Here is a 16,912-nt window from a genome sequence, read left to right as displayed (position 1 = left end):
GCACGTGCGGATCACGGACTGATCACGTCGTGCTAGGGTCCGGTCTCCAGTCTGGGTGGCTCCGGCGGAGCGGCCTCGGGGGCAGTGGTACCAAGTTCGGTCCGGGAATGAGGGTGCGGAGCACGGCCGCGCCGGGACGTCGGTCCCGCGGGACGCCGGTGTCACCGCGGCGGACGGGGAGCTCCCGTCGACCGCGCGGACGCGCCGCTCGTCGAACCGAACTGGGGCGGTCATCGCCCTTACCCGGTCGAGGCGACAGTTGCGGAGCGTTGTGGCGAGCAGTTCAGAAGAAGACGGCCGGACCCTCCGGTCCCGGCTCTCCCGCGTCGTCGTGGTGCCGTGCGTCGTCCTGCTCCTGCTGTGGGCGGTGTTCGCGGCGGTCCTGCTGCACGGGGCGCAGCAGCGGTGGAGCGCCGCAGGCGCCCTGGAAGCGACCACCGCCCCGCTGGTCAACAGCCTCGTCGCGGTGCACGCCGAGCGCAGGCTCGTGGTCGCGGGCGCCGATCCCGAGGCGCTGGCGTCGCAGCGCACCCTCACCGACCGGGCCGCGCGGGACATGCGCGACGCGCTGCGCGAGCACTCCCGGTCCGCCCCCGTCGCGGCGCGGGCCGCGGAACTGGACCGGGCCCTGGCCGGGCTGCCCGCGGCTCGCGCGCTCGTCGACTCCGGGCAGGCCCCGCCCGAGTCGCTGGCCGCGCACTGCGACAGCACCCTCGCCGCCGCGATCGACCTGCTCGCCGCCCAGGCCCGGACTTCGCCGGTCCCGCACGCCGCGCTGGTCGCCAGCGAGGTGTTCGGCGCCGCGGACCGGATGTCGCGCGCCGCGGCGCTGGCGAGCACCGCGCTGGCCGAGGGCGGGTTCACCCCGGCGGCGCACCGGGAGTTCGCCGGGCTCGTCGGTGCCTACCACGCCGCGCTGGACTCCAACGCCGGGCGCGCGGCGCCCGCGGCGGCGGAACTGCACCGACGGCTGGTGGCGGGACCCGCGTGGCGCTGGTGGGTCCCGGCGGAGGACGCGCTGGTCGGCTTCGCGCCGGGAGTTCCGGCCCCCGCCGTCGATCCGGTGCGGTGGCGCGCGCTCGGTGCGGAGGTGGCCGCGGACCTCGTCGCGGTCGCGGTGGAGCAGGCGCACGCCGCCACCGGGCTCGCGGTGGCCGACGCCGCCGGGCGGTGGTGGCGGGCCCTCGGCATCAGCGTCGCCGCGCTGCTGGCGGTTGTGGCCGGGATCGGGCTGGCCGTGCGCGGGGCCCGCCGCTTCGTCGACCGCGCGCTCGTCGACCGCCTGACCGCGCTCCGCGACGGTGCCCGGGAGCTGGCGGGGCAGCGGTTGCCGGACGTGGTGGCCAAGCTGGAGCACGGCGAGCGGGTCGACGTCGACGCCGAGCGCGGGCGGTTGGCGCACGGCCCGGACGAGATCGGGCAGATCGCCCAGGCCGTCGACTCCGCCCACCACGCGGCGGTGACGGCGCTGGTGCGGGAGAACCAGGCCAAGGACGGGCTCAACCGGGTCTTCCTCGGCATCGCGCACCGCAACCAGGGGCTCGTGCACCGCCAGCTCAAGGTGCTCGACCGGATGGAGCGGCACGAGGAGCAGCCGGAGCGGCTCGACGAGCTGTTCCAGCTCGACCACCTCATCACCCGCTCGCGCCGCAGCGCGGAGAACCTCATCATCCTGGCCGGGCAACGCCCCGGGCGGCGGTGGCGCAAACCGGTGCGCTTGGTCGACGTGCTTCGGGCGGCCGTCGCCGAGACCGAGCACTACTTCCGCATCCGGGTCAACCGGGCTCCCGAGGTGGCGTTGGCGGGCACCGCCGTCGGCGACGTGATCCACCTGCTCGCCGAGCTCATGGACAACGCGACCGCGTTCTCCTCGCCGCGCTCGTCGGTGCACGTGCGCTGCGGCTCGACCCCGCGCGGGCTGCTCGTGCAGGTGCACGACGAGGGTCCGGGGCTGGGGCAGGCCGACCGGGAGGCGGCCAACGCGCTGCTCGCCGATCCGCCCGGGTTCGCCGAGATCACCCAGCGGGGTGAAACCCGGCTCGGCCTGTTCGTGGTGGCGACGCTCGCCGCGCGCCACCGGATCGGCGTCGACCTGCGCCCGGGGGAGCGGACGGGCACCACGGCGTTCGTGCTGCTGCCCAAGGACCTGGTGGCCGCGGAACCGTTCGCCGACCAGGACGGGGCTCCGTCCGGGGGTTCACCAGGCGATGTCGCGGTGGCGGTGCGGTCGGCGGAGCCGGAGGCGCGGTCGCGGCCGCGGTCGGTGCCGAGCGGGCACGGGCTGCCCGCGCTGCCGCGCCGCCGGCGGCAGCACAGCCTGGTGCCCGAACTGCGGGAGGCGCCCGCCGAACCGGTGGTCGAACTTACCGAGCGAAATGCATACTCCGCGGAGCGGACCCGTGGAAACATGGCCGCGTTCCAACGGGGTACCCGCCAGGCCCGCCACACCTCCGGCGGGCGACGGAGCGGTCGTCGATGAGGGGAAGAGCGCAGTGGGGAAGAACGAGGCCACCGGAGCCGGCGAGTCGTTGGGCTGGCTGCTGGATGACCTGATCGGACGCGTCGTGGGAACGCAGCACGCCGTCGTGCTCTCGGCGGACGGGTTGCTGACGGCCAAGTCCGCCGGATTGTCCACTGAGGACTCAGAACACCTGTCCGCGATGGCTTCGGCGTTCCAGAGCCTGGCGCGGGAGACCGGACGGCACTTCGAGGGCGGTGACGTCCGGCAGACCGTGGTGGAGATGGAGCACACGTTCCTGTTCGTCACCGCGGCCGGTTCGGGTGCGTGCCTGGCGGTGCTGAGCACCGCGGACTCCGATATGGGCATGATCGCCTACGAGATGAACCTGCTGGTCGTGCGGGTCGGTGAGCACCTGAGCTCGGCGCCCCGGGAGACCACGGGAACCGGATCGCCGGGCCGCTGAAGGCGCCGGGATGCCGTGGGTCAGCGGCGAGTTCTGGGTCGACGAGGCGGCGGGTCCGCTGGTCCGCCCTTACGCGTGGACGCGGGGGCGGACCCGTCCGGGTCGTCCCGAATTGCACCTGGTCACCCAATTGGTCGCAGCGCGGCGGGAATGCGAACGCGTCGGGCTGTCCGCGGAGCACTGGGAGATCATGGAGCTGTGCAGGCAACCGTTGTCGGTCGCGGAGGTCGCCGCCTACCTGGACATCCCGCTCGTGGTGGTCAAGGTCCTGGTCAGCGATCTCCTCGAACGCGGGATCGTGGTCGCCGGCGCGGTTCCCCAAGTGACCGGAATGTTCGATCGGAAACTACTGCAGGCGGTGCTGGATGGTGTTCGCAAGCTCTGATCAGATGGCCGACGACGTCGCACCGAAGGCGCTGAAGATCGTCGTCGCCGGTGGCTTCGGCGTGGGCAAGACGACGTTGGTCGGGTCGGTGAGCGAGATCGCGCCGCTGCGCACCGAGGCGATGCTCACCGATGCCGGTACGGGCGTGGACGATCTGTCGGGCATCGAGCAGAAGAAGGGCACCACTGTCGCGCTGGACTTCGGGCGCATCACGATCACCCCGCAGATCGTGCTGTACCTGTTCGGCACCCCGGGTCAGGACCGCTTCTGGTTCATGTGGAACGAGCTCGCGCAGGGCGCGATCGGCGCGGTCGTGCTGGTGGACACCCGTCGGGTCGAGGCGAGCTTTCCGGCCGTGGACTTCTTCGAGCGCCGGGCGATGCCGTTCGTCGTGCTGCTCAACCGCTTCGACGGCGCCCCGCCGCACGGCGTCGAGGAGGTGCGCCAAGCGCTCGACCTCGACGCGTCGGTGCCGATCGTCGAGGGCGACGCCCGGCAGCGCGAATCGTCCAAGGCAACCCTGATCGCGCTGGTCAAGCATTCGCTGCAACGGCTCGACGGGGAGATGGTCTCGGCCTGAACCGCCGCCGCGAGGCAGCGCCCGGGCGGGTCCGGCTCGACCCACCCGGGCGCTGCTCCTCGACTCCGGCGAATCCGGGGTGGGCGAATCCGCACCGCCGAGTGCTGCCACCAGCCGCCCGGGTCCGCCGCCGCGGGCAGTCCTCACCGCACGGCGCTGTCCGGGGAAGGCGCTGGTGCGGCGTCCCGGCGCAGCGGCACCACGCGCCACCAGGTCGAGCAACGCCACGCCCATTCCAGCGGGCCGTAGCGGAACCGGGACAACCACAGTCGGCTCCACACCAGTTGCAGCACGATGATCCCGCAGGCGAGCAGCAGCATCCGGACCCAGTGCCCGGAGTGCGCCACGCCGGTGAGGTGTCCGAGCGGGATGAACAGCAGCGTCGCGGTGAGGTAGTTGGTCAGCGCCATCCGGCCGAACGGTGCCAGCACGGCCGACAGCGCGGGGCCCACGCGGGTCCGCAGCAGCAACAGCAGACCGGTCGAGTAGGTGGTCGCCAGGCACAGCCCGGCGATGGCGGAGGAGGCGCTGAACCCGGCCATCAGCGGTTCCTGCTCCTGCCACAGCAGTGCGGCGACGGAGGCGGCGGTGGCCAGCGCGAACAGGACCGCGATCGCTCGGCCGTGCCGGTGCAGCGCCCAGGGCACCCCGGACTGGCCGAGCGCGAAGCCGAGCAGCAGCATCCCGGGCAGCAGCGCGATCCCGCCGGAGGCCAGCACCATCGCCACGACCAGGAGCACCGCACTGGCCACCAGGTTCAGCCACCACGGCAGGTAGCTCAGCGGCAGCAGGACGACGATGCCCACCATCGCGTAGGGGAGCAGGGCTTCCCCGGGTTGCAGGACCTGGTGCAGCCAGCCGAGGACGGCGAGCACGAGCAGGCGGCGCAGCAGCAGAACTCGCGGACGGCGCGCCTTCGGACGGGCGCGGTCGAGGAAGATCGCGAAACCGATGCCGAACAGCACCGAGAAGATCGGGAAGAACCGCTGCTGCACGAACAGGTCGAGGAAGTGGCGGATCGACCACGGTTCCCCGGCCACCGCGGTCATGCTCAGGACGGGCGGGATGTTGACGAAGAGGATCCCGGCGAGCGCCAGCCCCCGGAGCGCGTCCAGCGCCCCGACCCGGTCGCCGCCCGCGTTCCGGCCCGCGGCGGCCGCGCCGGACCGGTCGTCTCCTCCCGGCGGATCGGACACCCGGGGCCACCGCTCACCGGGGCCACCGGGATGGCCTCCGGGGCGGTCGGTGCCGCCGGGATGGTCGGGCGTGCCCGCCTCGTGCAGCCGCGTCATTCCGGGCGGTGCCGGGAGTCTGACGGTGCGCGCGGCGTCCTCTGCTGCCATTGCTGCTCTCCAGGGCTCGGATCGGTGCGGAGGGTTCCCTCCGTCACATCCGATCTTTCGCCCTCGGCCGCACCAGCACCTCGGCCCGGAAGCCGGTGCACCTCAGCCGGAAGGCCGACTCCGGACCGAAAAGACGAGCCGATCGGCCGACCCCGGCACCACCGCAGCCGAGAAGGAGCGCGGGCCGCTGACTCCACGCGGTCGGGACATGACGAAGGGGCCTGGCCGAAACCTCCTCGTGGAGGTTCTGACCAGGCCCTCTACCCGGTGGGCGATACTGGGATCGAACCAGTGACCTCTTCGGTGTGAACGAAGCGCTCTCCCGCTGAGCTAATCGCCCGGGTCCGCCGCCGTTCCCGGCGACGAAGAGAACATTACACGATCGTTCTCAGGGTCCGAACAGGGGGGAGGCCAGCCAGTGCCAGTGCAGGCCGAACCAGCCGCCGACCATGTTGAACAGGCCCAGCATCCACATGGTCACGAGCACGATGAGGCCGGTGCAGCCCATCACCCCGAGCTTGGTGGCGAGGTGCTGGCGGCCCAGCCACCGGACCCAGCGGTGGTAGTGGCGCTTGGCGAAGGTGTTGCAGCGGTGCGCCCAGTGGAACTCGGTGGCGAGGATGCCGAGCCCGGCGAACACGATCAGCCAGCCGGGGCCCGGGTACGGCACCATCACCAGGCCGGCGATCAGCACGATGGCGCCCAGGGTGCCGAGTCCGACCCGGTAGGTCAGGTTCAGCGCGGGTCGGGTCCGCACCCGTTCCCGCCGGGCGTGCATCCAGGTGCGCGCGGCGTGCAGCCGTGCACGCCTCGGTCGCTGTTCGTCGATGGTCGGCTCCGTTCCGGCGCGGCTGGGGTCCGACTCGGCTGTGCTGCTCAGGGCTTCCACCTGTCCGGCTCGTCGACGGGACATCGTTCTGGTCGCTCAACGAACGGCGGTGCGGGTTTGCTCCGCCGTTCGCGTCCGCTGTGGGCAACGATACGGCCCATCGTCGTCGCCGACGTCCCGTCGTCGAGGGCCCGCTGCGATGTCTTGGCTGGTTGTCAACCGGGCGGACGGGTGCGGTTCACCGCGCGCCGGACCGGTTTGTGACATGAATCATGACGTTGTCTCGGGTTTTTCCTCGGAGTTGTCCGGATGATGTTCTCCGATCCAGGTCACCGAGGCTCGTGCCGCTCGCGCGCGTGAGCGCGGGCGTGGCAGTCGGTCACGGAGGGGCGATGGCTGCTTAACCCTTTCCGGGGAACGAGGGTGGTGAGCATCTCATCGGTGCGCACCTGGCGGAAGCCCGGAGCGCCGCCGATCCCTTATTCTGAATCGGACGCTCGGCGTTGCCGACGAAGCGTGTATCCGGTGGTCAGCCGGGCGCGGAGGGGGTGTTCGCCGAAGTGGAGCGGCCGATCTCCAGTCGGTCGCGCGCACAGTTCGCTTGATTACGGAAAGTGTCCACGTTCGTCACCGAACGGGCAGGGCCGCGCGAGCCAAGCGCCGGCCGACCGTACCGGGGCGCCGGGACGACGTCGTGATCGTCGGCGGACGGCCCGGCCCCGGTGCGATCGCCGGAAGCGGGCTGCTGAACACGCAGTGCGTCCGCCCGGTCGCCCAACGAATTCGGTCCTGCCCTGTACGGGTGATGTATCGGAGAGTTGCGAGCGTGCCGGCCCGCGAAGGCGTCACAACTGTGTTGCTCGGTCCGATAGCCAGGCCGGGAGGGAGTTGAAAGGGGAGGACAATGCGCAACGATCACGTGACACTCCGTTCGACCGCGGTGTTCGATCTGCTGGCGCCGCAGGCGCCCGCCGTGCCGGTCCAGGTCGAGCTGCGCTACGACACCACGGACCCCTACGCGGTGGTCGCCGCGTTCCGCACCGGTCGCGCCGGTTGGGTCGAGTGGGTGTTCGCCCGCGACCTGCTCGCCGACGGCCTGATCGCGTACGCGGGCGAAGGCGACGTCACCATCCGCCCGGCCGCCGACGACCCGGAGGTCGTGGCCGTCGAGCTCAGCTCGCCGTCCGGGCACGCCGTCTTCGAGGCCTCCGCGCAGGAGCTGGCCGACTTCCTCGACCGCACCTACGACGTGGTGGTCCCCGGCAACGAGAACCTGTGGGTCGACGTGGACGAGGCGCTGACCCGGCTGCTGCCGCACGACCTGGGCTGACCAGGTCGTACGCGGCTCGACGCGTCGTCGCCGACCCCCCGGTGAGATCGGGTTCGGCGGCGTGGTCTAAAGTTCATCGTGCAACGCGGCGGCGAACCCGGGAGCTGCTCCCGGCGGATCGGCGCCGACGTGCAGGCGGATGTAGCGCAGCTGGTAGCGCATCACCTTGCCAAGGTGAGGGTCGCGGGTTCGAATCCCGTCATCCGCTCTGGAACTCTGGAGCCCGTGCCCTGGTGCGGGAGCGGAGCACGGCGGAGTGGCCGAGTGGCTTAGGCAAGGGCCTGCAAAGCCCTGTACGCGGGTTCGATTCCCGCCTCCGCCTCGCGCGATTAGCTCAGTGGGAGAGCGCTACCTTGACACGGTAGAGGTCACTGGTTCAATCCCAGTATCGCGCACCACTCAATCGCAGGTCAGAGCCCCTGTCGGTGATCCTCACCGGCGGGGGCTTCGTCGTTTCCGGTCGAGCTGGGCCGCCGCGCTCCCGGTCCCTCCCGTTCCGATCCGATGGGCGGTGTCGGTGCGCCGGGCGGGAGCTTGCACCGAGGCCGACCTGCGGGGCAGCGGTGAGCTCGCCGACCGCATCGAGCAGGCGCGGGACCGGTGGCCGACCTTCCGCGCCCTCACCACCGATGCGCACCGCCTGGTCGATGACCTCGCCGGCGCACGGGGCGAGCTGGCGCAGCTCGTCTGCGGGAAGCCCCCGCGTCGGGGGTGCTCGTGCAGGGTAGTCCCAGGTATGGCCAAGAGCAGGAAGGACTACCGCGACGAGTACACCGACCCCGAGTTGCGGGAGCGGCTGAAGGAGGAGGTCAAGGCATCGGACCGGGGCGCCGCGCCGGGGAAGTGGTCGGCCCGCAAGAGCCAGCTGTTGACCCAGGCCTACGAGCGGCACGGTGGTGGTTACCGGAACCCGGGGCGGAAGACGTCGTCGCAGCGCAGCCTCGAACGGTGGACCGAGCAGGAGTGGCAGACGGCGTCGGGTTCCGTGCAGGCCCGGCACGGTGATCGGACGGAGCGGTACCTGCCGAAGCAGGCGTGGGAGGAGCTCACCGAAGGCCAACGGCGGGAGACCGAGCAGAAGAAGCGCGACACGTCCCGGCGGGGGCGGCAGTACGCCTCGAACCCGCCGGCGGCCAAGAGCGCGCGCCGGATGGCCGAGCTCGACGAGCTGCCCGCGCAGGAAGCCGTGAAGCGGGCGCGCACCTTCGCGCCCGAGGAGGCCGAGCGGGCCCTTCGCCACGAACGTGAGCACAAGGCCCGCAAGACGGTCCTCGGTCAACTGTCCAAGCGCATCCACCGCGATCGGTAGCGGCGGACGGTGAAATCCCGGTGAGGGCCGCGAAGTTCGCGTGGTCGACGCGACGACGGAGGAGGGATCGTGAGCGAGGAAGCGGAAGACATCATCAGCGATTTCCAGCGGTCGGTGAACATGACGCCGACGGAACTCGAGCGGTGGCTGAGCACGCCTGAATCCAAGAACTCCGGCCAGTCCGACGGCGGTGGCGAGTCGAAGGGGCACGAGTCCGGTCGTCGTATCGTCGCCCTGCTGCGGACCAACCGCGCCGACTACACCGACGACGACGTGGCGCACATGAAGAAGGTGCGCGGTTACCTCAACCGGCATCTCGCCCAACGCCCGTCCGGCGACCTGCGCGACACGACGTGGCGGTACTCGCTGATGAACTGGGGCCATGATCCGCTGAAGTGACGGCGCCCCGCCGGTGATCACGCCCCGGTCGGCGAGCGGTTGTCGACTTGCACGGCCTCCGCGTGGTTCTACCGTGGACAGCAGCGAGGTTGGCCGGGGGACGTGCGAAGTTCTTGGTACGTCCCGTGCTCGGCGGTCACCCGACCCGACCGGAGGGACGAACCATGCTGGCCTGCACGATGTCGGCGAAGGCGGCCCGGGCCGATCGGTGGGGCGTCTCTCAGCGGTGAGCCCGCTCCCACGCGTCGGGCGGCAAGGCCGTCCACGCCACCGCCGCGAGGCGGGGACCGCATCGGTTCTCCGCGAGCTCCCCGATCCGCCGGATCTCGCCGCCCCACGCGTGCGGGCCCGGCTGAAGGGCTGGTCCACGTGCATCGAGCGTCCGTCGAAGTGGTGGAAGCAGCAGCGGTGCCTCCTGCGAGCGCGTCCGCGGCCGGTGACCGCTCGGAGCGCGTGGACATCGACCGCTGGTGCACGACATCGTGCGGTGGCGGCGGTTGATCGCGGCCACGCCCGCGCGGCTCCGGATCGAGCAGCTCATCGCCGACCGGGTGGCGGAAGCGCTGCGGCCCGTCGCCGCCGCCCCGGTCGACGACTTCGTCGAGGGCGCGTTGTCGGACCTGGCCCTGCGGTGCACCGGTCGCGACAGGTGAGGAGGCGGGTGCCATGCGGATGGTGAGCGGCCGTGCGGATCACGTCGTGGTGGTCGGCGCCGGGCTGTCCGGCTTGTCCGCGGCCCTGCACCTGGCCGGGCGGGGGCGCCGGGTGACGGTGCTGGAGAAGGAGCCGGTCCCCGGTGGCCGGGCCGGCCGCCTCGACATCGGGGGGTACCGCCTCGACACCGGGCCGAGCGTGCTGACGATGCCCGACATCCTCGAGCAGACCTTCGAGGCCGCGGGTGAGCGGATGTCCTCGCACCTCCGGCTGCGCCCGGTGGACCCCGCCTACGAAGCCCGCTTCGCCGACGGCAGCGGCATCGCGGTGCACAGCGACGGCGAGGCGATGGCGCGCGAGATCGAGGCGTTCTCGGGTGCTGCCGACGCGGCCGGTTACCGCCGACTGCGGTCCTGGCTCACCGAGCTCTACCGGATCGAGTTCGACCGCTTCATCGCGGCGAACCTGGACTCCCCGCTGTCGTTGGTGACCCCGGACCTGGCCCGGCTCGTGGCGATGGGAGCGTTCGGCCGCCTCGACCGGGCCATCGGCCGATTCCTCACCGATCCGCGGTTGCGCCGCCTGTTCAGCTTCCAAGCCCTCTACGCGGGGATGTCCCCGCAGCGCGCGCTCGCCGCGTACGCGGTGATCTCCTACATGGACACCGTCGCAGGGGTGTGGTTCCCCGCGGCGGGATGCGCGCGGTGCCCGATGGTCTCGCCCGCGCGGCGGAGCACGCGGGCGTGCAGATCCGCTACGGCACCGAGGTGAGCTCCCTGGTGCGCCGCGGTTCGCGGGTCAGCGCGGTGCGGACCTCGGACGGCGCGGTGACGGGGTGCGATGCCGTGGTGCTCACGGCCGAGCCGACCGCGGCGTGGCGGTTGCTCGGGCGGCGGCCGCGGCGGATCGTGCCGCTGCGGGCGTCACCGTCGGCGGTGGTGGTCCACCTCGGCGTTCGCGCGCAACCGGCGTCGACGTCGCACCACACCATCCTGTTCGGCGAGCGGTGGGCCTCGATGTTCCGCGACCTCATCGCGGAGGGGCGGTTGATGCGGGACCCGTCCGTCCTGGTCACCAGGCCGACCGCCGGCGACCCGGCGCTGGCCCCGGCGGGACGCGACCTGCTCTCCGTGCTCGCCCCCGTGCCGAACCTGCACCGCGGGTCCGTCGAGTGGCGGCGGCGTGCCGGGAGTTACGCCGAGGAGCTGGTCGAGCTCGTCGAAGACCGGCTGCTGCCCGGGATGGGGGCCGGCGTCGACCTCACCCACGTCGTGACGCCGGAGGACTGGGCCGCGCAGGGGATGGTGGCGGGCACGCCGTTCTCGTGGTCGCACACGGCCGCGCAGACCGGCCCGTTCCGGCCCGGGAACTTCCCCCGCAGCACCGACAACGTGGTGCTCGCGGGTTCGTCGACCGTCCCCGGGGTGGGCGTGCCGACGGCCCTGCTGTCCGGTCGGCTCGCCGCGGACCGGATCACCGGGGCGCGGCGGTCGGCCTCGCCGGTGCGCGCGACGGCGGTGGCCGCGGGGGAGCGCCCGTGAGCGCGGCGGAGCTCGACGCCGCCGGAGTCACCGATCCCGGGCTGCGGCGGGCGTACCAGCGGTGCCGCGGCCTCAACGCCCGCCACGGGCGGACCTACTTCCTGGCCACCCGCCTGCTCCCCGCCTCGCGCCGTCCCGCGGTGCACGCGCTGTACGGATTCGCCCGGTGGGCCGACGACATCGTCGACGAGCCCCGGGCCGGGCACCAGGACCGCACGCTGGACGAGCTGCGGGACGACCTGTTCACCGGCCTCGATCGCGGGCACAGCGCTGACCCGGTGCTCGCGGCGGTGGTCGACACCGCGCGCCGCTACGGGCTCCGGCGCGAGCTGTTCGAGGACTTCCTGCACTCGATGGGCATGGACCTCACGGTGACCGACTACCCGGACCGGGCCGCGCTGGACCGGTACGTGCGCGGCTCGGCGGAAGTGATCGGACTCCTGGTGCTGCCGGTGTTGGGCACCGCGGTGCCGAGGCCGGAAGCAGCGCCGTTCGCCGCCGCGCTGGGCAAGGCGTTCCAGCTGACGAACTTCCTGCGCGACGTCGCGGAGGACCTGGACCGCGGCCGCGTGTACCTGCCCGCGGACGAGCTGGCCGCGCACGGGGTGGACCGCGACCTGCTCCTCTGGTGCCGCCGCCACCGGCGCACCGAGCCGCGGGTGCGCCGGGCGCTGGCCGAGCAACATGCCAGGACCCGGGACATCTACCGGTTCGCCGGAGCGGGCATCGCGATGCTGGACCCGGTGTCGCGGCCCTGCGTCGAGACGGCGCGCACCTTGTACGCGCTCATCCTCGACCGCATCGAGGAAGCCGACTTCGCGGTGTTCGCGAACCGGGCGGTGGTGGGCAAGTGGCGTCGCATCCGGGTCGGCGGTGGGGGACTGGTCCGGGCGGTGCGGGCGCGGCGGGCCGGGCCGTCGTGCCCGGTCGGGGCGGAGGGGGAGGTCACGTGAGCGGAACACGGGTCCGGAACGCGCCGGGGGGTGGGCGGGCATGACCCTCGACCAGGCTCGCTACCTGCTCATCCTCGCCGCGTGCGTGGCGGTCACCGCGCCGCTGGAGTTCTTCGGCGGGAAGGTCTACCGGCGACCGGTGCGGCTGGCCAAGAGCCTGCTGCCCGTCTTCGCGGTGTTCCTGGCCTGGGACGCGGTCGCCACCGCGGGCGGGGTGTGGACGTTCAACCCGCTGTACCTCTCCGGGGTGCGGGTGGTCTTCGGCCTGCCCCTGGAGGAGGTGCTCTTCTTCGTGGTCGTGCCGATCTGCGGTCTGCTGACCTACGGCTGCGTCGAGGCGCTGCTCGCCCGCGCGCGGCGCCCGCGGCGGTCCCGGCACGAAGAGGACGTGCGGCCGTGATCGGCATCGGCTACACCCTGCCCGCGGTGCTGTCGGTCGTCCTGGTGTGCGCGTGGGAGAAGGCGCTGCTCCGGACCGGGCTGTTCGCGAAGCCGGGTTACTGGATCACGGTGGCGATCGTGCTGGGTTTCCAGGTCCCGGTCGACGGGTGGCTGACCAGGCTCAGCGCTCCGGTCGTGCGCTACGACCCGGACCACATCAGCGGCCTGCGGTTCCCGTGGGACATCCCCGTCGAGGACTTCCTGTACGGGTTCGCCCTGGTGACGTCCGTGCTGCTGCTGTGGGAGCACTGGCGCGCCCGGGAGGAGCGGCACGAGTGGGGAGGGGACGTCGGATGAACACCGCCAGGGTCGGGCTGCGCGGGGACGCGGTGCCCGCGGCCTTCGGCAGCGCGGCGGCGGCCTACGACGCGCTCGTGGCGCTCAACCCGGGCTACCACCGGCACCTCCGCGAGTCGGCCCGCCGCATGCGGCTGCCGGACGCGGGGGCCGGCCTGCGCCTGCTCGACGCCGGGTGCGGGACGGGGGCCTCGACCGCGGCCCTGCTGGCCGTGGCGCCGAGCGCGGAGATCGTGGCCGTCGACGCTTCGGCGGACATGCTGTACCGGGCGCGGCGGAAGAGCTGGCCGCCGACGGTGCGGTTCGTGCACGCGCCGATCGAGGAGCTGCCCGGGGCGGCGGTGCGCGGCCCCTTCGACGGGATCTTCGCCGCGTACCTGATCCGCAACCTGGCCGACCCGGACGCGCGGCTGCGCGCCTTCCGCGCGCTGCTGGAACCGGGCGGCACCCTGGCCGTGCACGAGTACTCCGTGCGCGACTCGCCGCCCGCGCTGGCCGTGTGGCAGGCCGTGTGCTGGGGCGTCATCATCCCCGCCGGGTTCGTCACCACCGGGGACAGCACGCTGTTCCAGCACCTCCGGCGCAGCGTCGCGGCCTTCGACGGGGTGGCCCGCTTCCGCCGCAGGCTGGCGGAAGCGGGTTTCGCGGAGGTCCGCGAGGCGACCATGACGGGCTGGCAGCGGCGGATCGTGCACACCTTCGTCGCGCGCAGCCCGGCGGATCCGGGGCGGGACCGCGATGGGCGCTGAAGTCGGTACCGATCCCAGGATGGTCGAGCACCCGGCCCCGCCCGCCCGCGCGGGGGCCGGTCCGGACACCCGGCCGCGGGTGGTCGTCGTCGGTGGCGGCATCGCCGGCCTCTGCGCCGCGACGGGACTCGCCGAACGCGGTGTGGACGTCGAGCTCGTCGAGCGGCGGGCGCACCTCGGCGGACGGGTGGGCGGATGGACCGAGCAGATCGGTGACGGCAGCTCGGTGGCCATGAGCCGCGGCTTCCACGCGTTCTTCCGGCAGTACTACAACCTGCGCGGCCTGCTGCGGCGCACCGACCCGGAACTGCGACGCCTGACGGCGGTGGACGACTACCCGCTCGTCGACGCGCGGGGGAATCGCGACACCTTCCGCGGGCTGCCGCGCACGCCTCCGTGGAACGCCCTGGTCTTCGCGCTGCGAAGCCCGACCTTCCGGGCGCGGGACATCCTCCGGCTCGACCACCGCGCGGCGGCGCCGCTGGCCGACGTCGCGGTGCCGGACATCTACCACCGGCTGGACCACCTCGACGCCGAGACCTTCCTGCGGCGGATCAACTTCCCGGATTCCGCGCGCCACCTGGCCTTCGAGGTCTTCTCCCGCAGCTTCTTCGCGCCGCCCGCGCAGCTGTCCGCCGCGGAGCTCGCGATGATGTTCCACCTCTACTTCCTCGGCTCCAACGAAGGAATCCTCTTCGACGTCCCCGACGCCGGATTCGACCGGAGCCTCTGGTCGCCGCTGCAGAAGTACCTGACCGCCCGCGGCGTCGACTTCCGCTTCGGCACCTCGGTCGACCGCGTCGAACCGGTCGGCGCCCACCGGGCGCTGCGCGTCCACGACGACACCGGGAGCACCGTCGAAGCCGACGGGGTCGTCCTGGCCGCCGACGTCGCGGGGCTCCAGCGCATCGCCGCGGCGTCACCGGAGCTGGCCGGACCGCGGTGGTCCGACGCGGTGCGCGGCCTGCGCACCGCCCCGCCGTTCTTCGTGCACCGCCTCTGGCTCGACCGGCGGGTGGCACCGCACCGGCCCGCGTTCCTGGCCACGGGCGGGCTACAACCGCTGGACAACATCAGCGTGCTCGACCGCTACGACGGCGACGCCCGGGAATGGGCGGTGCACCGCGGCGGTTCGGTCGTCGAGCTGCACGCCTACGGCCTGCCCGCGGTGGACCGACCCGGGCGGGAGGCGCACACCGCGCGGTTGCGGCAGCAGCTGGTGCGGCGGCTGCACGAGCTGTACCCGGAGACCGCGCGGGCCGGGATCGTCGCCGAATCGGCCCTGCACCAGGACGATTGCCCGCTGTTCGGGCCCGGCGACTTCGCCGGGCGCCCGGGGGTGCGCACCCCGCACCCCGGTCTCGTGCTCGCCGGTGACGGGGTGCGGATCGACCTCCCGGTCGCCCTGATGGAACGTGCCGCCACCACCGGGTGGCACGCCGCAAACTGCCTGCTCGAACGCTGGGGCCTGCCGGGCCACGCGCTGCGCTCCGTGCCGACCCGCGGGCGGCTGGCGGCGCTGCGCTGGTTGGCCGCGCGCGGACGGGAGGAGGGGCCGTGAACGGATGGGACCTGCTGCACCGGCGATGGCCCCGGGGCTGGCCGCTGCAACCGGTCGTCGAAGGCGCCTGGGCGGAGCAGGAACCCACCTACCGCGGTGCCGCCCCGGCGATCATCGAGGCCGCCGTCGCACGCGCCGAGGCGAGGCCCTCGGGCAACTGGTACGTCTTCGGCGCCAGCAGGCAGATCACCGCCGACCGCCCGCACGGTTCCCGGGTGGCCGGGGTGGAGCTCGTCGCGTGGCGCGACTCGGCGGGGCGGCTGCGCGTCGGTCCCGGGGCGTGCCCGCACCTGGGCGCACCGCTGGACACCGCCAGGGTGGACTGCGACGCGCTCGTGTGCCGCTGGCACGGGCTCCGCGTAGGCCCGGCGGCCGGGCACGGCTGGACCCCGCTGCCGTGCCACGACGACGGGGTCCTGGTGTGGGTGCGGATGGACCGCGTCGGAGGCGAGGAACCGCGGGACGCCCCCGTCATCCCCGCGCGCCCGCCCGCGGCGGCGAGCGTGGACGCGGTCGCCTCGATGGTCGGGGTCTGCGAGCCGACGGACATCATCGCCAATCGCCTCGATCCGTGGCACGGGGCCTGGTTCCACCCCCATTCGTTCACCCGGCTGAAGGTGCTCAGCGCGCCGCGGCAGGGCGACGGGGACGACCGGTTCCTGGTGGAGGTGACGTTCCGCGTCGCCGGACGCCTCGGCGTTCCCGTGCACGCGGAGTTCACCTGCCCCGAACCGAGGACCGTCGTGATGCGCATCGTCGGCGGGGAAGGGGCGGGCAGCGTCGTCGAGACGCACGCGACACCGCTGGGGCGCGGCCACGACGGGCGGGACCGGTCCGCCGTCATCGAGGCCGTCATCGCCGGTTCCGACCGCCGCGGCTTCGCCGTCGCGCGGGGCGCCGCCGCGGTGCTCCGGCCGATCATGAAGCGCGCCGCGGCGCGGTTGTGGCGCGACGACCTGGCCTACGCGGAACGGCGCTACGCGCTGCGGACCTCGCCGTCACCGGAGTGCTGAGCACGCCGTCAGCGCGGGCGCCGGACCAGCCGCAGCGTGCCCGCGATCCCGAGCAGGGCGGCGACGACCATGCCCAGACCGAGCCAGATCCGCCCTCCGCCCGAGACCGCGGCGGCGCCGTAGGGCCGTTCCGCGGGCGGCACCGCGGCGACGTGGCCGTCCACGAGGCCCTGGATCCGCCGCTGCTCGGTGGTCGACAACCCGTCCTCCCCGAGTTCTTCGGCCAGGACTTCCACCTCGTCGTTCTGCGCGCCGGTGAAACCCGGCAGCCTGACGTGGCCACTGCCGAAAACCCCGCCCACCGCGCAGTCGAGCACCGCCCCGTCGTCGGTGTGGAGGTACAGCTCGTGGCCGTCGTCGCAGTCGGAGCCGGGGACGAAACCGACCACGTAGGCGCGGTCGGCGTGCCGCTGCTCGGCATATCCGACCAGCACGGACGTGATGCCCACCGCGAACAGCACCGCGCCGGTGAGGCACGCGAGACACCCCAGCAACAGCCGCATGCGCACCTCGGTCCCGTGGTGGCGGCCCCCCACCGCGGGAAGTAAAGCACGGGGGAGCCGGGTGACGTCCAGGATCTTTCCGGCACCGGTGCGGTCGAGCC

At 73.0% G+C, this 16,912-nt stretch carries 17 protein-coding genes, 4 tRNA genes and 1 pseudogene; 18 read left to right on the top strand and 4 right to left on the bottom strand.

The features are described 5' to 3' along the window. The first annotated feature begins 271 nt into the window (after window positions 1-271). Genes ACQP0T_RS20190 through ACQP0T_RS20175 form a run of 4 tightly spaced genes read left to right on the top strand, consistent with a single transcriptional unit; the run spans window position 272 to window position 3,889 of the window. The gene (locus ACQP0T_RS20190) at window positions 272-2,479 is read left to right on the top strand and encodes a sensor histidine kinase (RefSeq protein ID WP_433869482.1); all 2,208 of its coding nucleotides are present in this window, start codon (window positions 272-274) and stop codon (window positions 2,477-2,479) included. A gap of 13 nt (window positions 2,480-2,492) precedes the next feature. After that, window positions 2,493-2,924, top strand: coding sequence for a roadblock/LC7 domain-containing protein (locus ACQP0T_RS20185; RefSeq protein WP_433869481.1), 432 nt, complete (start codon window positions 2,493-2,495; stop codon window positions 2,922-2,924). A 10-nt stretch (window positions 2,925-2,934) separates the two neighbouring features. Further along, window positions 2,935-3,309 carry a DUF742 domain-containing protein gene (locus ACQP0T_RS20180; RefSeq protein WP_345366905.1) on the top strand — a complete coding sequence of 125 codons (375 nt, stop codon included), beginning with the start codon at window positions 2,935-2,937 and terminating at the stop codon, window positions 3,307-3,309. Next, window positions 3,290-3,889, top strand: coding sequence for a GTP-binding protein (locus ACQP0T_RS20175; RefSeq protein WP_369775044.1), 600 nt, complete (start codon window positions 3,290-3,292; stop codon window positions 3,887-3,889). Before ACQP0T_RS20180 ends, ACQP0T_RS20175 begins: the two co-directional genes overlap by 20 nt. 143 nt (window positions 3,890-4,032) lie before the next feature. Here the strand turns inward: ACQP0T_RS20175 and ACQP0T_RS20170 are convergent, their stop codons facing one another. From ACQP0T_RS20170 to ACQP0T_RS20160, 3 genes are all read right to left on the bottom strand, one after another. After that, window positions 4,033-5,232 (bottom strand): DUF418 domain-containing protein, encoded by a 1,200-nt coding sequence (locus ACQP0T_RS20170; protein ID WP_433869480.1) that lies wholly within the window; start codon window positions 5,230-5,232, stop codon window positions 4,033-4,035. A gap of 268 nt (window positions 5,233-5,500) precedes the next feature. Then, window positions 5,501-5,572 (bottom strand) — tRNA-Val (locus ACQP0T_RS20165). A 48-nt stretch (window positions 5,573-5,620) separates the two neighbouring features. Next, complete coding sequence (locus ACQP0T_RS20160; RefSeq protein ID WP_433869479.1) at window positions 5,621-6,121, bottom strand: TIGR02611 family protein; 501 nt, start codon at window positions 6,119-6,121, stop codon at window positions 5,621-5,623. Window positions 6,122-6,965: 844 nt separating this feature from the next. Between ACQP0T_RS20160 and ACQP0T_RS20155 the strand changes: the two genes are divergently transcribed. The 14 genes and pseudogenes from ACQP0T_RS20155 (at window position 6,966) to ACQP0T_RS20090 (ending at window position 16,308) form a co-directional block, all read left to right on the top strand. Then, window positions 6,966-7,391, top strand: coding sequence for an SsgA family sporulation/cell division regulator (locus tag ACQP0T_RS20155; RefSeq protein ID WP_345366897.1), 426 nt, complete (start codon window positions 6,966-6,968; stop codon window positions 7,389-7,391). Between the two features lie 135 nt (window positions 7,392-7,526). Next, window positions 7,527-7,599 (top strand) — tRNA-Gly (locus ACQP0T_RS20150). 42 nt (window positions 7,600-7,641) lie between these two features. Continuing rightward, a tRNA-Cys gene (locus ACQP0T_RS20145) sits at window positions 7,642-7,713 on the top strand. A 1-nt stretch (window position 7,714) separates the two neighbouring features. Next, window positions 7,715-7,789, top strand: a tRNA-Val gene (locus ACQP0T_RS20140). 338 nt (window positions 7,790-8,127) lie between these two features. After that, on the top strand, window positions 8,128-8,700 hold the full coding sequence (locus ACQP0T_RS20135; protein ID WP_433869478.1) for a DUF5872 domain-containing protein: 573 nt from the start codon (window positions 8,128-8,130) through the stop codon (window positions 8,698-8,700). Window positions 8,701-8,769: 69 nt separating this feature from the next. Continuing rightward, window positions 8,770-9,099 carry a DUF3140 domain-containing protein gene (locus tag ACQP0T_RS20130; protein ID WP_433869477.1) on the top strand — a complete coding sequence of 110 codons (330 nt, stop codon included), beginning with the start codon at window positions 8,770-8,772 and terminating at the stop codon, window positions 9,097-9,099. Between the two features lie 470 nt (window positions 9,100-9,569). Then, window positions 9,570-9,752, top strand: coding sequence for a hypothetical protein (locus ACQP0T_RS20125; protein WP_433869476.1), 183 nt, complete (start codon window positions 9,570-9,572; stop codon window positions 9,750-9,752). Window positions 9,753-9,765: 13 nt separating this feature from the next. Further along, window positions 9,766-11,294, top strand: a pseudogene (crtI, locus tag ACQP0T_RS20120) (phytoene desaturase family protein). Next, complete coding sequence (locus ACQP0T_RS20115; RefSeq protein WP_433869475.1) at window positions 11,291-12,247, top strand: phytoene/squalene synthase family protein; 957 nt, start codon at window positions 11,291-11,293, stop codon at window positions 12,245-12,247. Before crtI ends, ACQP0T_RS20115 begins: the two are co-directional and overlap by 4 nt. 40 nt (window positions 12,248-12,287) lie before the next feature. Beyond that, window positions 12,288-12,647 (top strand): lycopene cyclase domain-containing protein, encoded by a 360-nt coding sequence (locus tag ACQP0T_RS20110; protein ID WP_433869474.1) that lies wholly within the window; start codon window positions 12,288-12,290, stop codon window positions 12,645-12,647. After that, window positions 12,644-12,985, top strand: coding sequence for a lycopene cyclase domain-containing protein (locus ACQP0T_RS20105; RefSeq protein ID WP_433869473.1), 342 nt, complete (start codon window positions 12,644-12,646; stop codon window positions 12,983-12,985). The genes ACQP0T_RS20110 and ACQP0T_RS20105 overlap by 4 nt, the downstream gene beginning before the upstream one ends. After that, window positions 12,982-13,734 carry a class I SAM-dependent methyltransferase gene (locus tag ACQP0T_RS20100; RefSeq protein WP_433869472.1) on the top strand — a complete coding sequence of 251 codons (753 nt, stop codon included), beginning with the start codon at window positions 12,982-12,984 and terminating at the stop codon, window positions 13,732-13,734. The genes ACQP0T_RS20105 and ACQP0T_RS20100 overlap by 4 nt, the downstream gene beginning before the upstream one ends. Further along, complete coding sequence (locus ACQP0T_RS20095; RefSeq protein ID WP_433869471.1) at window positions 13,724-15,295, top strand: FAD-dependent oxidoreductase; 1,572 nt, start codon at window positions 13,724-13,726, stop codon at window positions 15,293-15,295. The genes ACQP0T_RS20100 and ACQP0T_RS20095 overlap by 11 nt, the downstream gene beginning before the upstream one ends. Beyond that, complete coding sequence (locus tag ACQP0T_RS20090; RefSeq protein WP_433869470.1) at window positions 15,292-16,308, top strand: DUF5914 domain-containing protein; 1,017 nt, start codon at window positions 15,292-15,294, stop codon at window positions 16,306-16,308. Before ACQP0T_RS20095 ends, ACQP0T_RS20090 begins: the two co-directional genes overlap by 4 nt. Window positions 16,309-16,316: 8 nt before the next feature. Here the strand turns inward: ACQP0T_RS20090 and ACQP0T_RS20085 are convergent, their stop codons facing one another. Continuing rightward, window positions 16,317-16,811 carry a hypothetical protein gene (locus tag ACQP0T_RS20085; RefSeq protein ID WP_433869469.1) on the bottom strand — a complete coding sequence of 165 codons (495 nt, stop codon included), beginning with the start codon at window positions 16,809-16,811 and terminating at the stop codon, window positions 16,317-16,319. Between the last annotated feature and the right edge of the window lie 101 nt (window positions 16,812-16,912).

Source organism: Saccharopolyspora sp. CA-218241, from assembly GCF_050954615.1.
Lineage (GTDB): Bacteria > Actinomycetota > Actinomycetes > Mycobacteriales > Pseudonocardiaceae > Saccharopolyspora > Saccharopolyspora cebuensis.
The sequence above is the reverse complement of the archived record's forward strand: the minus strand, read 5'-3'. Positions and strand labels throughout refer to the sequence as shown.